General features: G+C 65.2%; 16 protein-coding genes and 2 pseudogenes. 5 read left to right on the top strand and 13 right to left on the bottom strand.

Features of this window, described 5'->3' with window-relative positions:
* Positions 1-90: 90 nt before the first annotated feature.
* The 3 genes and pseudogenes from TSH20_RS14425 to TSH20_RS34635 all read left to right on the top strand — a co-directional run.
* A pseudogene (locus tag TSH20_RS14425) lies at positions 91-765 on the top strand (transposase); the annotation flags it as partial.
* The gene (locus TSH20_RS14420; protein WP_109075384.1) at positions 762-1,328 is read left to right on the top strand and encodes a recombinase family protein; all 567 of its coding nucleotides are present in this window, start codon (positions 762-764) and stop codon (positions 1,326-1,328) included. The pseudogene TSH20_RS14425 and the gene TSH20_RS14420, both read left to right, overlap by 4 nt.
* Positions 1,329-1,429: 101 nt before the next feature.
* On the top strand, positions 1,430-2,548 hold the full coding sequence (locus TSH20_RS34635) for a hypothetical protein (RefSeq protein WP_146205427.1): 1,119 nt from the start codon (positions 1,430-1,432) through the stop codon (positions 2,546-2,548).
* A 282-nt stretch (positions 2,549-2,830) separates the two neighbouring features.
* Here the strand turns inward: TSH20_RS34635 and TSH20_RS14405 are convergent, their stop codons facing one another.
* From TSH20_RS14405 to TSH20_RS14390, 4 genes are all read right to left on the bottom strand, one after another.
* Positions 2,831-3,550, bottom strand: a complete 720-nt coding sequence (locus tag TSH20_RS14405; protein ID WP_109075382.1) for an SDR family oxidoreductase — start codon at positions 3,548-3,550, stop codon at positions 2,831-2,833.
* Positions 3,551-3,773: 223 nt separating this feature from the next.
* On the bottom strand, positions 3,774-4,418 hold the full coding sequence (locus TSH20_RS14400) for an HD domain-containing protein (protein ID WP_109075381.1): 645 nt from the start codon (positions 4,416-4,418) through the stop codon (positions 3,774-3,776).
* A 49-nt stretch (positions 4,419-4,467) separates the two neighbouring features.
* On the bottom strand, positions 4,468-4,923 hold the full coding sequence (locus TSH20_RS14395; RefSeq protein WP_109075380.1) for a carboxymuconolactone decarboxylase family protein: 456 nt from the start codon (positions 4,921-4,923) through the stop codon (positions 4,468-4,470).
* A 17-nt stretch (positions 4,924-4,940) separates the two neighbouring features.
* Positions 4,941-5,360 carry a cupin domain-containing protein gene (locus TSH20_RS14390; RefSeq protein ID WP_109075379.1) on the bottom strand — a complete coding sequence of 140 codons (420 nt, stop codon included), beginning with the start codon at positions 5,358-5,360 and terminating at the stop codon, positions 4,941-4,943.
* A gap of 26 nt (positions 5,361-5,386) precedes the next feature.
* On the opposite strand from TSH20_RS14390, the gene TSH20_RS14385 reads away from it, so the two are divergent.
* The gene (locus tag TSH20_RS14385) at positions 5,387-6,862 is read left to right on the top strand and encodes a PLP-dependent aminotransferase family protein (RefSeq protein ID WP_247871562.1); all 1,476 of its coding nucleotides are present in this window, start codon (positions 5,387-5,389) and stop codon (positions 6,860-6,862) included.
* Positions 6,863-6,919: 57 nt separating this feature from the next.
* Here the strand turns inward: TSH20_RS14385 and TSH20_RS14380 are convergent, their stop codons facing one another.
* Complete coding sequence (locus tag TSH20_RS14380) at positions 6,920-7,561, bottom strand: HD domain-containing protein (protein WP_109075378.1); 642 nt, start codon at positions 7,559-7,561, stop codon at positions 6,920-6,922.
* 223 nt (positions 7,562-7,784) lie between these two features.
* Here TSH20_RS14380 and TSH20_RS14375 point away from each other — a divergent pair, with 223 nt between their 5' ends.
* Positions 7,785-8,753, top strand: coding sequence for a GlxA family transcriptional regulator (locus TSH20_RS14375; protein ID WP_109075377.1), 969 nt, complete (start codon positions 7,785-7,787; stop codon positions 8,751-8,753).
* A gap of 61 nt (positions 8,754-8,814) precedes the next feature.
* Here TSH20_RS14375 and TSH20_RS14370 read toward each other — a convergent pair whose 3' ends face one another.
* The 8 genes and pseudogenes from TSH20_RS14370 to TSH20_RS14335 form a co-directional block, all read right to left on the bottom strand.
* Positions 8,815-9,837: a GlxA family transcriptional regulator gene (locus TSH20_RS14370; RefSeq protein ID WP_247871563.1), complete on the bottom strand. Its 1,023-nt coding sequence runs from the start codon at positions 9,835-9,837 to the stop codon at positions 8,815-8,817.
* Between the two features lie 5 nt (positions 9,838-9,842).
* The gene (locus tag TSH20_RS14365; RefSeq protein ID WP_109075375.1) at positions 9,843-10,499 is read right to left on the bottom strand and encodes an energy-coupling factor ABC transporter permease; all 657 of its coding nucleotides are present in this window, start codon (positions 10,497-10,499) and stop codon (positions 9,843-9,845) included.
* Positions 10,500-10,526: 27 nt separating this feature from the next.
* Positions 10,527-10,883: a nitrile hydratase accessory protein gene (locus tag TSH20_RS14360; protein WP_109075374.1), complete on the bottom strand. Its 357-nt coding sequence runs from the start codon at positions 10,881-10,883 to the stop codon at positions 10,527-10,529.
* A gap of 19 nt (positions 10,884-10,902) precedes the next feature.
* Entirely contained in the window at positions 10,903-11,523 is a 621-nt protein-coding gene (gene nthA / locus TSH20_RS14355) for a nitrile hydratase subunit alpha (protein WP_109075373.1), read from the bottom strand.
* Between the two features lie 15 nt (positions 11,524-11,538).
* Positions 11,539-12,261 (bottom strand): nitrile hydratase subunit beta, encoded by a 723-nt coding sequence (nthB, locus tag TSH20_RS14350; protein ID WP_109075372.1) that lies wholly within the window; start codon positions 12,259-12,261, stop codon positions 11,539-11,541.
* A 37-nt stretch (positions 12,262-12,298) separates the two neighbouring features.
* Positions 12,299-13,273: a GTP-binding protein gene (locus TSH20_RS14345; protein WP_109075371.1), complete on the bottom strand. Its 975-nt coding sequence runs from the start codon at positions 13,271-13,273 to the stop codon at positions 12,299-12,301.
* A gap of 17 nt (positions 13,274-13,290) precedes the next feature.
* A complete protein-coding gene (locus TSH20_RS14340; RefSeq protein WP_109075370.1) occupies positions 13,291-14,634 on the bottom strand; it encodes an MFS transporter in 1,344 nt (447 codons plus the stop codon).
* A gap of 55 nt (positions 14,635-14,689) precedes the next feature.
* Positions 14,690-15,381: pseudogene (locus TSH20_RS14335) on the bottom strand (IS5 family transposase).
* Between the last annotated feature and the right edge of the window lie 24 nt (positions 15,382-15,405).

Here is a 15,405-nt window from a genome sequence, read left to right as displayed (position 1 = left end):
GGGCGTACGCCCCGGAGCCCTGCCGTTGCGTTAGCCTGGGGAATTTTCAGCCGCCCTTTCCGGGGAGTATCCAGCCGGCACTGACAGCTTGGGCTGGGACGCAAGACGGTGCGCCGCTGGCTGCGCGCCGGCCACGCCCCGACATGGCGTCACGCCGATCGCGGCGCCAGCATTCTCGATCCGTACCGAACCTATCTGGAGCAGCGGTGGCAGGCGGGCTGTCACAACGCCGCGGCCCTGTGGCGCGAGCTGAAAGCCAAGGGGTTTGCCGGCCAAGGGGGCGTCGTGCGCCAGTGGGCGACCCGGCGGCGCCGGCAGGACCCGTCCGCGGCGCTGAAGGTCGGCGGCAACACGCCAACCTCGAGAAAGGCCGCCGAACCACCCACCCCGCGCCGCGCCGTTCGCCTGCTGACCGGTGATCGGGAGAAGCACTCGGACGAGGAGCGTCGGTTCGTTGCCGCGCTGCTGGAGCGCTCCCCCACCATCGCCACCACCGTCGCTCTCATCGGCCGCTTCGCCAGGATGGTGAAGGATCGGGTGGCCGACGCGCTCGACGGCTGGCTGCGCGAAGCGGAGGTCAGCGCTTTGGCCCCGTTCGCCGCCGGTTTGCGTCGCGATGAGGACGCGGTGCGCGCTGCGCTGAGCGAGCCGTGGAGCACCGGGCCGGTGGAGGGGCAGGTCAATCGGCTCAAGGTCATTAAGCGCGAAATGTATGGACGAGCCGGCTTCGATTTGCTCCGGGCTCGGGTTCTTGGACACGCATGACGCGACAACAAGCGGAACAGGCACGCCACGATCATTCACACGAAACTTTCAAGAACCCGGATTTCGATAGCACAGTCAGGCTCTCCGCCATCCGAGACAGGCACTATATGGCGGGCCTGTTGGCCAGCATGGAGGCGTGGCTGCCCAAGGTGCGGGCGCTGCGCCCGGCACATTCCTGGGGGAAGGTGGCCAAGTCCCTCGGTTGGCTGGGCTCGCCCGATCAGCCTTGGACGGCTGACCGTCTGTCGCGGGCAGTGCGCCGCCTCGTTGCGGAAGGCTTGGTCGAGCCGGCCCTGATCGAGCCGGCACCACGCAAGCCGCCCAAGGATGACATCCTGCTGGTCATCGCAGGCATCAAAGGGGCCGATCCCGAGATCAGCTTGCGGGCCATCGCCGCTCGTCTGGAGGACATGCGCATCCGGACGCCACGTGGCGGTACGACGTGGTCCGCCTCGTCGGTGAAGGCACTGCTGGATCGAGCCGAGCGAACCGGTCTGGTTCCCCCAACCGGCAAGGCCGAAAATAGCCATCAGAAGGCCAGCAAAGGGCCGCAGAGTGCTTGAGCATGGACCTTCGAAGTGCCGGAACCCCAGCCCCGATCCGCAGATGCCTCCCTTTGCCGATATTGCAGCCATGACTTCCCATTGGTATTGTCGAGCATCGGTTGACCGACCGTGCCGTCCACATTGGCGAAGCCTTCGGGGCAGGTTCTCATCATCATCCTGACACTCTCTTCCGAGGCGCTCAGGGTTTAGTGGACACGCCTCTCTCCAGCGCCGAGAAGGGGGATGGCATGCGTTTTTTCTTCCCTAACCTCACCCGCCCGAAAAAGGCCGCGAAGCACCTTTCTGAGGCGCTCCTGGAGATTCCCCTGTCTCGTGCTCAGCGCGCCGTGGCTGTTGCCTGCGGCTACCGTGACTGGCACGAGCTTGAGATCGGCCACGCCGCCGCCGAGCTGAGCACCCTGGACGAACACTTGCCCGAGGGCGCCTTCCGGGAACGGGCCATCGCCCTGGTGCTCAGCCTCGGGGCGTCGCTGGAAGCGCTTGGTGGCGACGTGCAGGCGGCGTTATCCGACATGAGGCTGACCGGAAATCGGGCTTTCACCTATGAGGATCATGAGACGATCAGGACAGCCTGTTGGCGGGCCGGGCCAATCCCTTGGAAAGAAGGCCGGCATCCTGGCGTAATCTTCCGGATCAAGAGCAGCGGCTTCTCCGCGACCGAACCCCATTGGTGGCGTCGATCCACAGTCGCGGTGAAGTACATCGACCACACCACCTCCAACGGCTTGTGCGCCACGTTCGAGGCCGTTGTCCCACGCACTCGGATGGCGGATTTCGTGCCCCGGCGCCTTTGGCTGCCCTATGGCTGGATGGACATGGAGGACGGCAGCCGGGTTCTGTTTTCCCGCGACTACCTGCCTCTGTGGCGGATCGCTGATGGCAAAGTGAAACGGCTTAAGCCGACGGACATACTGCCGAATTACCGTGATCAGAAATGGTTTCCACAAAATGGTGAGCCATGGTCATATGGGCCAGCAAGAGAATCAGCCGAGCGTATGCTCGGCGGAATACGGCATCACGGCCCTTCCTCGGTTGGTGGACACTCTTCCAATCCTGATCCAAGACGAACATATCGACGTCAAGGGTGCCGCAAAGGTGCTGGATGGCGTGCGAGAGTTGGTTTAAGTCAGAATGTGCGGGGAGGCCGGTCCTGGCCTCCCCAGCCGACCGCAGCTGATCGCCATCGGGCGGGCGTGATTAGATTGTCCCGGATGTAAAAGCGCTGCCCCTGGCGGAACTGATCGCCACCATCCACAACGCGACCGATGGGGAAAAGCCGATGCTTGCCCGCATCGGCCGCCAGTTGGGGTGTCAGGGCATCCCGACCAAAACCGGCGCCCGGACTTGGGCGCCATCGAGCATCAAAGCCCTCCTCGACCGAGCCCGAGAGCAGGGCTTGCTTCACTCTACCGATGACCAGACCTGACACTTGGCCAATCCGTAGAGGCTCCTGCCCCCGACATGACGGAATCAGGGCGATCTGGACACAGGCACTCGGGTCAGGGCAGCGCTTTACCGATCGAGCCGCCACCGTCGACAAACAGTGTCTGCCCGGTGATATAGCTGGCCTCTTCGGAGAGGAGAAAAGCGATCGCCGCGGCGATCTCGTCCGGCTGGCCGAGGCGCTTCATGGGAATGAGCGAGAGGAAGCGGCGCTCCGCTTCGCTGCCGGCCGGGGTATTCTGGCGGAAAAGCTCGGTCTCGGTCGGACCGGGCGCAACTGCATTGACGGTGATGCCGGTTTCGGCCAATTCCAGCGCCCAGGTGCGGGTGAAGCTGCCGACCGCCGCCTTTGCCGCGGCGTACGCGGTGCGCTGGGCGACGCCGAGCACGGTCAGGCTGGACAGGTTGACGATGCGGCCCCAGCCTTTGGCGCGCAGCGTCGGCAACAGCGCCTGCACGGTCAGAAGCGTCGGGTGCAGGTTGACGCGCAGGATCTCATCCACATCGGTCAGTTCGATGGAGCCGAGCTGGTGCAGCCGGACCAAGCCGACATTGTTGACCACGCCGTCGAAGGAGAAGCGCTCGGCCAGTTCGGCGAGCGCCGCGGCCGCGCGCTGGCTGTCGCTGAGGTCAATGGACACCAGCGTTCCGGGAAAGCTCGGGTCGCTGCCGCGGGCGATGCCGACGACCCGATGCCCGTTGGCGGCAAGGCGTGTGGCCAGAGCCCGCCCAATGCCCTTGGTGGCGCCGGTGACGAGAAAGGTCCGCTGAATCATAGTATTCGATCTTTCATGCTGTGCCGCCACGGCGCGCGCCTTCACGGCCCGTAACGTGACCCGGGAGCGGGCGGGAATTCGCCGCCAAGGGTGCTTTCAGGTTGGTGGATGCCCTGTCCGCGGCAGTCACGGCAGGGGCTTCAACAGGTGGCCCTGGGATGGCTGCCTGACGGAGACGCTGTTTGGTTCCGGGACGCCGGCGTTCCGCGGCTTCTTGCTTGGGTCAGCGCGCCCAGGGCGATGCAAGGATGACGCTGCACATATCCACCCGCCGGAACGCCGGATCCTTCGCTGCCAGGAAATCGTCGTTGAAGGTACCGAAGGTGCTGTTGGGGCGGTGCTTCATGCCCTCATAGAAAGCGTCGATGATCCCGTGCTTGAAGTCGGCTTCGCGGGGGAAGGCTGCGATGACGGCGTCACGTTCGTCATCCGTAAACTGGTCGTAGCCGCGGCCGGCAACGTCCATACCGGCGCCCGCCTGCACCAGCGCGATCTCCGGACGCATGAATTCCGGGATGCCGGGCGTCGTGTGAAGGGCAACGGCGTTCCAAACCGTTTCGATGTCACCGTCCGAAATTCCCTGCGCCTGCAGGAAATCCCGCGCGGCGTTGGCGCCGTCCACTTCGAACCGCAGCTGGCTGTTCTTGTAGGTCGCGGTGAGGCCGATGTCATGGAACATGGAGGCCGTATAGAGCAGCTCCGGATCGAAGCTCATGCGCCGTCGCGTTCCCGCTATGGCCCCCCAGAAATAAACCCGGACCGAATGATGGAAGAGCAGATCGCTCTCGGTGTCCCGGATGAACCGTGTCACCTCACGGGCCAGTTTGCTGTCGGGAATTCTCACATCCGAAATGTCATTGGCCACCATGGTCTGTACTCCTTCCCAAGCTGGGCCTTGCATCGGAGTCGTGGCGTGTTCAGCTCTCCAGAACGGCCTGCGGCGTGTTGCGGAAGCTGATGGCCATGCGATTGTAGCTGTTCATCAGGCTGATCGCGATCGTCAGGTCGACGAGCTGTTTCTCGTCGAACACCTCCCGTGCAGCGCTGTAGGCATCGTCCGGAACGCCGGTCTCGGCAACGAGCGTCACGGTCTCGGCCCAGGCCAGGGCGGCGCGCTCGGTCCGGCTGAAGAGAGGACCGCCTTCCTTCCAGGCCTGCACCAGTGCGAGCTTCTCGACCTTCACGCCTCTTTTGATGAGTTCGCGCGTGTGCATGTCGAGACAGAAGGCACAGTTGTTGATCTGTGAAACCCGCAGATAGACGAGATCCACCAGCTCTCCGGGCAGACCGCTCTGCATGACATAGCCATAGACCCCGCCCAGCGCCTTGGCGCCGTTGGGGGCGATTTGATTGTAGTCGAGCCTGTTGGTCATTGGTCGGGTTCCTTCTTTCACTTGACGGGGAAGGTGAGCTTGTTCTCGCCGGAATCGACGACAAAGACGGCAAGCAGCTTCGCCGGCGTGGTCTTGCTGGCGTTGCGGCTGATGGAATGGACCGCGCCCGGCGCTTCGGACCAGCCCTCACCCGCCTTGTAGAGGCGGGTTTCACCGTCGTTCACCTTCGACTCGATCTCGCCGGACAGCACGTAGGCGTAGATGAAGGCGGACTTCGCGTGGGTGTGCGGCAGGGAAGCGGCACCGGGCGCGTACTCCACTTCGACCACGCGGAGCGACTTGCCCGGAATGTTGGCAATGGCCTGATCGAACTTGGCCGTCACCGTTTCGGTTTGAGTGTCGTGAGCCGGGGCAGGACCGGTGAAGGTCGCAGCAAGCACGGCCATGACAGCTGGGGCAATGATGCGGTTCTTCATGGGCTTTCTCCTGTGACGCCCTGAAGATGCGGCTTTTCTGCGCCAGGAAAAAGGCCCAAGAATGCGATGAAATCATGTACCATAACGGCATGAACAAGCCGCTCGACCTGACCCTCGACCGTTCGGCCAAGGCTTCCCTGTCGGAGCAGATCCGCAGGGGCGTCGCCAAAGCCATCGAAGACGGCGTGCTGGAACCCGGCGCACGGCTGCCGTCCTGGCAGGATCTTGCGGCCCAGCTCGGCGTCGCGCGCGGAACGGTGCGGACCGCCTATGAAAATCTCGCGGCCGCCCAGTTGATCGAGGCCTCGCGCGCCATGGGCACGCGTGTCGCCCAACGCCCGCGCACCGCCACAAGGAGCGAACCGCCGCCGGACGCAGGGTCGTTCCTGGAGACCTACCTGGAAATGACGCGGGGGCCTGCGTTCTTTCAGATGGGCGTGCCGGCGGCGGAGACTTTCCCGGCAACCTTGTTCGCGCGCATTCGCGCGAATGCCGTCCGCGCCGAGGCGAGCGTTCCCCCGTCATATCCCGACCCCCGCGGCGAGCATGAGTTGAGGCGGGAGATTGCGGCCTATCTGGCTGTCGCCCGCGGCATAAGCTGCTCGCCGTCGCAGGTCGTCGTCACCGGGGGGTTCGGGGCAGGACTCGGTCTGGCGCTCAGCGTTCTCGGCTTGGGCGGGCAGTCGGTCTGGTTCGAGAACCCGGGCTTTCCGTGGACGAGGAAAGGGCTTGAACTCGCAGGTTTGGCGGTGGCCCCGGTTCCCGTCGATGCGGATGGCATCGATGTCGATCATGGGCTGCGCCATCATCCTGACGCGAAGCTCGTCGTCGTGACCCCTGGACAGCAGGCGCCGCTCGGGCCGACCTTGTCGCTGGAGCGGCGCCTTCGTCTTCTTGAATGGGCGGAAGTGAACCGGGTCTGGGTGATCGAAGACGATTATCTGAGCGAATTGCAACTGGCGGGAAGGGCCGCGCCGGCGCTCGCCTCGCTCGATCGGGGCGGACGCGTTATCCACATCGGCTCGTTCAGCAAGACGATCAGCCCGACCCTTCGATTGGGCTTCGTGGTCACCCCGGTCGCGTTGGTCTCCCGCTTCGCCGAGGTGGCGGCATGTCTGGCACCACCGCCTGGACCCGCGGTGCAGATCGCGACCGCGGAGTTCATCCGCGAGGGGCACTACATGCGCCACCTCCGGCGCACCAAGCGCGCCTATGCGGCCAAGCGGCAGGCGGTGCTGGATTGTCTTCACGCCTCCGTCGGCGCGGAGCTTGTTGCCGCTCCCGGTTTGGCGGTGCTGCTCAGATTGCCGAAGGGAACGCCGGATGTCGCCATCGCGCGCGAAGCCTTGACGTTCGGCATGTTTCCGGCACCGCTTTCGCCCTGGTATGCGCCGCCGGACGACGCCGAGTCCGGGCTTCTGCTGGGCGTCGCGACGGCGCCGACCAGGAATCTTGCGCGATCCTGCGACCGACTCCTGGAAACGATCCGGCGGTTCCAGTGAGAAGGGGACCAACGCCGCCGTTCAGGTGGATGGCCTTGGCGGGGTTCGGAAAGCCGGTCAGGTCGGCCACGCCGAATTGAGGATGATCGAACAGAAGTTCGTCCGCTGGAACCCCGGCTTCTTCAGCGCGAGAACATCCGCCTTGACGTTGCCGAAAGTGGTCTGAGGCTTCTTGGTGATGCCCTGGGCGAAGTGGTCGATGATGTTTTCCTTGAAGTCGGCCTCGCGCGGATGATGGGCGCAGACGTGATGGCGCTGCTCATGCGTGAAATCGTGATAGGCGATCCCCAGCACGTCCATCTCCACACCGGCCGTCACCAGGGCGACCGTGGGCCGCATGTGCTCGGGGATGCCCGGCGTGGTGTGGAGCGCGATCGCGGTCCAGACATCCTCGATGTCGCGTTCGGCGACGCCATACCCCTTGAGGAATTCGCGGGCTGCATTCGCGCCGTCGACCTCGAACCGGAGGTCGGCGCTCGAATGGCGGTCGGTCAGTCCCATATCGTGGAACATCGCACCCACATAGAGCAGTTCGGCGTCGTAGGCGAGTCCACGGCGATTGCCGGTGAGCGCCCCCCAGAGAAACACCCGCCGGCTGTGATTGTACAGCAGGTCATCCTCCGTATCGCGGACAAGCTGGGTCGCCGCGCGGGCAATCTCACTGTCGGGAATGGTGATTCCGGCGATGACTTCGGACATGATTGCACTCCATGAAAGAAATTCAGGTTTCCTCGCTGTGTATTCACATGCTGAGGATTTCCCCATTACGGTCGAGATGGCGGTTCATGCTGAATGAGAATACGGTCCACGGCGCGACCGCCGATCTATTTCTGACAAATCATGGCTCGACACCGCAATGCCGGCTGACCTATAGATCAGGACAATGGCACGTCGGTTCGTGCCAGCACCGAATGGAGCGGCGGTGGCTGTTCAAAAGGTTGCGATCGTGATCCATGAGGGCGTCCAGGCGCTGGACGTCGCCGGACCCGTCGACGTTTTCGCTGAAGCCAACACTTACGTCCCGGCGGAGGACCGCTATGAAACGGTCCTCATCGCCGCCGACCGGAGACCATTGCGCGCGTCGAACCGGATGCAGATGATTGCGGATGTGAGCTTTGAGGACGCATCCGGGGACTTCGGCATCCTGCTGGTCGCCGGCGGCCCCCATTTACCCGACGCCGGTCCGGACACGCGGCTTACCGACTGGCTGCGCTCGGCTCCGGAACGTGCGGAGGTCTACGGTTCCATCTGCACGGGAGCCTTCGCGCTCGGCGGTGCCGGGCTGCTCGATGGGCACACGGTGACCACCCATTGGCAGAACGCACAGGCCCTCGCTGCGCGCTTTCCAGACGCCAAGGTGGAGCCGGACCGCATTTATGTTCGTGATGGGCGGCTGGTCACATCCGCAGGCGTGACCGCAGGCATCGATCTCGCACTGGGGCTCGTAGCCCAGCGCCACGGGGCCGGCGTTGCCCTAACGGTCGCGAAACGGTTGGTGGTGGTGGCCCAACGCCAAGGAGGGCAGTCGCAGTTCAGCCCCTATCTGATTGTGCCGGCCGACCCGGCGTCGGTCAGCGCGCGCATCCGGGACCATGTCATGGCCAACCTGGAGAAGCCTCATACGCTTCGGTCGCTCGCCGACAAGGTGGGCATGAGTTCCCGCAATCTTGCCCGCCACTTCGTGCAGGAAACCGGCATCACGCCGCACGACTTCGTCCAGGGCGCCCGGATCGACGCCGCCCGCATGCTGCTTGAGGCAACCGAGCGCCCGCTCAAGACTGTGGCGCACGACTGCGGCTTCGGCACGACTGACCGGATGCGCATCGTGTTCAGCGAAAAGCTTGGGGTATCGCCCGCCCAATACCGGGCAAGCTTTCGCCGGGGAGGATAAGGGGTTCCGCCCCTGTCGCCGCGGCATCCAGGATGGCCGCCTCGCCCCATCATCCCATGGATCAGGAGGCTGTCGTCGTGCGGAAGCGCTTCCGGTAGTCGGCCGGAGTGGTGCCGAGAGTGCGGACGAATGCGCGCCTCATGGTGCCGGCGTCACCGAAACCGCAGATATAGGCGATCCGCTGGAGCGGCGTGGAGGAATCGACCAGCATCCGGCGTGCCGCGTCGAGCCGCGCGGCTTCAACGAACTCAGCAGGCGGGTGGCCGACGTCGCGCTTGAACACCCGGGCAAAATTCCGCGGACTCATGCCGGCGTGTGCGGCCAAGGCATCGACGGACAAATCGGCGGAAAGGTTGTCCAGCACATACTCCTGGATCTTCTGGATTCCGGTCCGGCTCGATGCCTGTGCGGCGAGATGGGCGCTGAATTGCGACTGCCCGCCGGGCCGCTTCAGGAACATCACCATGTAGCGGGCGACCAGCAGCGCCAGATCCCGCCCGTGATCCTCCTCCAGGAGGGACAGCGCCAGGTCGATGCCAGACGTGACACCGGCGGCGGTACAGACCTTGCCATCGCGAATGAAGATCTGGTCCGGATCAACGGTCAGGGCTGGAAAATCGGTGCGAAGCTTGTCGGCGCATTCCCAATGGGTGGTGACGCGCCGGCCATCCAGCAGTCCGGTCGCCGCCAGAAGGAACACCCCCGTGCAGATCGAGCCGTAGCGGCGGGCTTGCGGCGCGCGACGCCTGAGCCAGTCGATCACCGCTGGATCGACGGCCTTGAACGACGGGTCACCGGCGATCAGCAGCGTGTCGATCGGCTGGTCCGGATCGTGGATGGAACGATCGGCCAGGAATCGCAGGCTGCCGGTCCCGCAAACCGGCCCCTCCGCGGTGCCCATCACTTGCACCTCGTAGGCCTTCGGGTCGCCGAGACGGCGCGCGGCCTCCCAGAACACCTCCGCCGGGCCCACCACATCCAGCGCCTGAACCCCAGGAGGGGCGAGAAGCACAATCCGCATGAAAAACGCTCGTCCTGCAGTCGGGCGGCCGAATTGTCCCGGCCGCCCGATCGTATTCGGCATGCCAATTATCGGGCAAGGGCAGGGCTGCGGAGCGTGGTGACGCGCAGCAGCGGATTGCCGGCGTCCAACCGGCCCAGCGCCCGCAGCAGCCCGCAACTGATCGCCGGCTCGCACAGCACGACGGGCAGATAGGCGGCGGCGAAAGCCACCCAGTCCACGACCGGCGTTGCCTCTTCGCCCAACATCAGCCAGAAGCCGACCATGGCGACCACACCGCTGTAGTAGACGGCATCGAAGCGCAGAACCGATGCCCAGCGGATCGAGCTTAGCCCGCCGGCGTCCAACAGACGCTTTCCGCCCATGGCGTGGGCGGCGGCCAGCGGCACCATCAGCGACAGCGAGTTCACGGCGAGATGCACGAGATCCTGCGGTTCGAACAGCAGGCCCTGCAGCGCAAGGCCGATGCCAAACCCGAACAGCGTCGCCCGGAAGCCGAAGATGAAATAGATGGCGGAGGCGCCGATGAAGTGCAGCTCCGATGGGCCGACCGGCTGGTGCCAGACCTCCATGAGGACCGAGAAGAAGGCGGCCGCCAGGAGTGCTTTTATCCATTCCTGCGGTCGGCGCAGGAAGGCCGGAACATGCGTGGCGAGAAGACTGAGTACGGCGGCATCGGCGCCGACGATCTTGGCGGCGGACAGCATGCCGGGTTCGATGTGCATGGACGTCTCCCGATGTTTGACTATGGATCAGGCCGATTGTGAGTCGGCAGGCGCAGTGGCAGCGGCTATGCGAACCGACAGTTCGTCGGGCGTGGCGAGGCCGGATTGGAGGATTGTCGCCTCCAGGGCGCTCAACCACTGTTCGTAGTAGTTCCACGGGGGGGCGCCGGGGGTCTGGGCCCGCTCCCAGTCGCCGATGGCGGCGATCAGGTTCCGGCGGAAATCCTCCCATTCGAAATGGCCCTCCCGGGCCAGGGCGAGCGCCACTCCGAAGGCCGAGCGCTCCCACTCCTCCGCAAAGCAGAGAGAGCCGTTGGCGCGGGGCGGAGAATCCTCGGCCCCGGCCATGCTGGTCAGGGCGAAATGTTCGAAGCGGGTCAGCATGCCCGTTTCTCCTGCCGGTTCAGGGGGACGCCGCCACCGCCACGCCCATCATGGATTCCGGCGTGACCAGGGCGGCGAGTTCGCTTTCGCTCATGCCCTCGGTCCCGGCGGGGCGCTCGGGAACGACGAACCAGCGGATCTGTGCGCTGCTGTCCCAGACCTTGACCTCGGTGCTGTCGGGCACCGTCAGCCCGAATTCCTTCAGCACGGCACGCGGCTCGCGGGCGGCGCGGCTGCGGAAGGTCGGGTCCTTGTACCAGTAGGGCGGCAGCCCCAGCACCGGCCAGGGATAGCAGGAGCAGAGCGTGCAGATGACCAGATTGTGGACGCCCTCGCCATTCGCCACGGCGCGCATGTGTTCGCCCTCGGCACCGCTCATGCCTTCCGGCAGGTCCGTCATCTCGGCGATGGCGGCCGGCGCATCCTCGATCAGCCGCGTCTTGAAGGCCGGGTCGACCCAGGCGTGGGCGACGATCCTGGCGCCGTTGAACGGACCCATTTTGGTTTCGAAGACGTCCAGCACCGTGTCTACGGTCCTGCTGGTGATGATGCCCTTTTCGATGAGCAGCGCCTCCAGGGCGCGCACACGCGCGGCGCTCCGGGTTTCGCGGTCATCGGGATGATGAAAGCGATCGGTCATGGTCGGGAACTCCTGTCAGGCGGCGGGCTTGCCGACATAGGCGGCATAGAGATCGGCGTAGAGCGTGACGTTCGGCTCCGTGTTGCCGGGCCACAGCTCCTCGGCCTCGAAGCGCACGCAATAGACGGGCATCGGCGCGCCGATGCCGTCGGTCCCGGTGTCGGTCAGATAGCCGTAGGCCCCCGGATAGACCGTCTCGACCACGCCGCTGTGGTTTCGCAGGAAGCCGGGAAGGCGGGTGTGGTCGACCGTCGGCACGTTCCTGACCGTGACGGTATCGCCTTCCTGGAAGTCGGGCCGGACCGCGACCTCGCGCTTTGGCGAATCCCCTGTCGCCAAGTAGCGCTCGACGCGCCGGTCGATCTCCGGCGCGCCGCCCTGCGGCAGCGGCTTGTCCGGATCGGCGAGATACTCCGCTGTGCGGGCGTCCAGCTCCTCCCCCGTGATGTAGCCGTTGTCGATCAGGTAGCCGCAGATGCCGCCAAGCCACTTCTCGTAGTACCGGTACTTAAAGTAATCGAAGGGGTTCAGGCCTTCCGCGCCGGTGCGCAGATGAGCCCAGGTCCAAACGGTGTGAAAAACGCTCGGCGTGGTGTGGAGGGGCAACTGCGGGCTGAGCGCCATCATGGCCGTGTGAATGCCGAAGATGCGCGTTTCCCACTCTTCCACGAACACACGGGTCTCGACCGTGACGGGACCAAGGCCTTCCAGGCCGCCGAGATGATGTTGCAGCTTCATTGGGTGGTTCCTGAGATGGGGAACGGAATCGGAAACGTCAGGGAACGGGTTCGTCCGCCCGGACTTTGCAGCCGCGGAGTCCCTCCAGAAGCGTTCCGGCATCGAGGTTGCGGCCGATGAAGACGAGTTGGTTCAGCCGTTCCTCGCTGGGCGTCCACGGCCGGCTCGGCCGGCCGTCCAACGTCATGTGGACGCTGTGGAAGACGAAGCGCCGCCCCTGTTTGTCGAGATTGAGCACGCCCTTGGCGCGCAGCAGGTCGCGCCCCTTGTCCTGCACGAGTTGGTTGAGCCAGCGATCCACCGCCGCCGGGTCGAGCCGCCCGGCCTCGCGCAAGCCCACGCAGCCGATGCCGGCGTCATGCTCGTGCTCATGCTCCTCGAGGATATCGGGGTCGAGACGCAGGATGTTCGCAAGATCGAAGGCACCGATCCCAAGGATCTGGGAGAGAGGCAGGACACAGGCTTCGGTCCGGTGGATGCGGGCCAAGGGGTTGAGCCGGCGGATGTGGCGCTCGACGGCGTCGAGTTTACCGGCGGGTTCCAGGTCGATCTTGTTCAGCAGGATCACGTCGGCGAAGGCAATTTGTTCGCGTGCCTCGTCGTGGCCGAGTTGCAAGGGCAGGTGACGGGCATCCGCCACGGTGACGATGGCATCGAGGGCGAAGCGGCGGCGCAGCCCGTCATCCAACACGAAGGACTGGATGACGGGTGCCGGATCGGCGAGACCGCTCGTCTCGATCACCACCCGATCGAACCCGCACTCATCCTCGACCAACCTCATCAGCGCTTCGATCAGATCGCCGCGGACGATGCAACAAACGCAACCATTGTTGAGCTCAACAACCGTCTCGCTTGTCGCTGTCACCAGCAGTCCGTCGATGCCGAGTTCTCCGTATTCGTTGACGATGACGGCGGTTCGCTCTCCCCCGTGTTCGGCCAGGATGCGGTTGAGCAGGGTCGTCTTGCCGGCACCGAGAAATCCGGTCAGCACGGTCACCGGAATCGGTCGCATGGCGATGCTCCGTTGCTTCAGGTTGCGGAGGGCGGCCTTGGCTTTGCAGCGTGCCAAGGGGATTGGCCGATCTGCTTCGGCGTCCCGTGGCATACATTGCACCGCATACCTTTCACTGACTCAACATGTGGCAGCGGGCAATTCCGGACAAAGCGCCTATCAGAATCGGCCAACTGCTTTGCCGCCATGGCTGCGGCGATGAGCGAGTGTGCGAACAGGAGGCGGGCGAAAGCCAGGCCGAGCATGGCGCCGCATGCGGCCAGGAACAGAAACGCCGGCTGGATCGCGGCCTCGGTCGCCTTGGCCGAGACCAAGTCGTTGGAACCAGCGATCAAGGCCAAGCAGAGCGGGCCGATGATCTTGCCCAGACCGTTCGCGCTCTGCGCAAGCCCCGAGCCACGCGCGGCAAGCCGGGTCGGGAAGACTTCAGTCGCGTAGGGCGCCAGGGTGCAGTAACCGCCGTCGTAGAAGATGGCGCCGAGAGCCAGCATGACCACGAACCAGGGCAGCGGGCCAACGAACGCGTCGTGCAGCAGCGCCGCCGCGCCCAGGGTGACGGCGATGGCGAAGCCGAGCAGCCGTCCCGACCAGACCCGACCAATCATCGCCGGCAGCACGGAAAAAAGCGCGCGCCCGAGCAATCCGGCGACGGAGATGCCGACGAAGTATTTCGCCGCGGTCCCCACGCTGACATTCAGCAGCAGCGACGTGATGGTCGGCCCCCACAGATAGACGCCATAGCCGACCGTGCTGATGGTAAGCCACGCAATCACCGTCAACCAGAAGCGACCCGGCCGGCGGTAGAGCTCGCGCAGGGACGCGCTGGTTTGTTGCGGAATCGCTTCGGAATGGGCGGGAACGGCGTCCACCGGCACGCCGGCGAGCAGCGCGATCGATCGACGCGCCTGCTCCGGTCGTCCGTGGACGATTAGCCAGCGCGGCGATTCCGGCATCAGCAGCGCGAACGGAAGGCACAGGAACAGCGGCAGCAGTCCCAGGGCCGCGATCAGCGAGGCGGTCGTGAAGGCCGCGATCATGGTGCCGACCGATGGAAAGATCAGCGGCCAGCCCAGCAATTTGACCCGCAACGTCGAGGGGGTGAGTTCACTCAATATGACCAGTTGGATCGAGCCGACGCCGCCGAGACCGGCTCCAACGAAGATGCGGAGCAGTGAGAAGATCACCCAATTCCCTTCGGGAACGAGCGTGAGCGCCCCGGCGCTGACGGCGCACAACGCCGTGGCCGAAATCAACATCGGTTTGCGGCCATGTTTGTCGGCCAGTGTTCCGAACAGCAGGGCACCGGCGATGGAGCCGACACCCCCACTCAACAGAATGAATGAGGCTGGCAGCTCCAGCATCGTTACCTGACGCTCGAAACCATGGCCGGGATCGCCGCCGCCGATGAGCCCACCATCACACCGCTCCCCTCAGCAAAGGCGGCCTGACCGACGACGCTCCTGACCACCTTCCAATTCCACCACCTTGACGGACGTGACCGTCGGCCGTGTTGCTGAGCACGGCGTCGCGGCGGGGCGGAGCTATGACCCTGGCGTCGGGATGGCGCGCGTGGACCGACGCGTAAACCCTCGTCCGATCATACGCGCTATCCCCGGTCACCGAGGCTACCGGCTCGGCGATCTGATCCAGCAATGGGGCGACCTGCGAGGCATCGTCCACGCCACGGTCGGTCAAGGTGGCGGCGACGATCCGCCCGCTTCCTGCGTCCAAGCCGAGGTGCAGGGCGCGCCAGGAGCGCCGCCGCTTGGTGCCGTGCTTCTCGATCAGCCATTCGCCCGGCCCGCACAGCTTCAACCCCGTGCTGTCGACCAGCAGGTGAAGGGGGCCGCCGCTCGAGCGCGGTGCGGACGGCAGCGTCACCGTGCGGGCGCGCCGGGCGATGGTGGAATGATCGGGCACCGCCACCTCCACGCCGAGCAACTGGAGGATGGAGGCGAGGAGCCCTTCGGTCTGGCGCAGCGCCAGACGGAACACCGCCGCAGCATCAGCGCTGTGGTGATCGCCAGGTCGGAGTAGCTGGGCTGGCCACCGGGCGTGGTGCGGGGGGCTGCCTTCCACTGCGCGATTGCCTCCTCGCTTACCCACACCGTGAGGCTGCCCCGCTGGCGCAG

Source organism: Azospirillum sp. TSH20 (genome assembly GCF_003115935.1).
Classification (GTDB): Bacteria; Pseudomonadota; Alphaproteobacteria; order Azospirillales; family Azospirillaceae; genus Azospirillum.
This window is presented reverse-complemented; position numbering and strand designations above follow the sequence as displayed.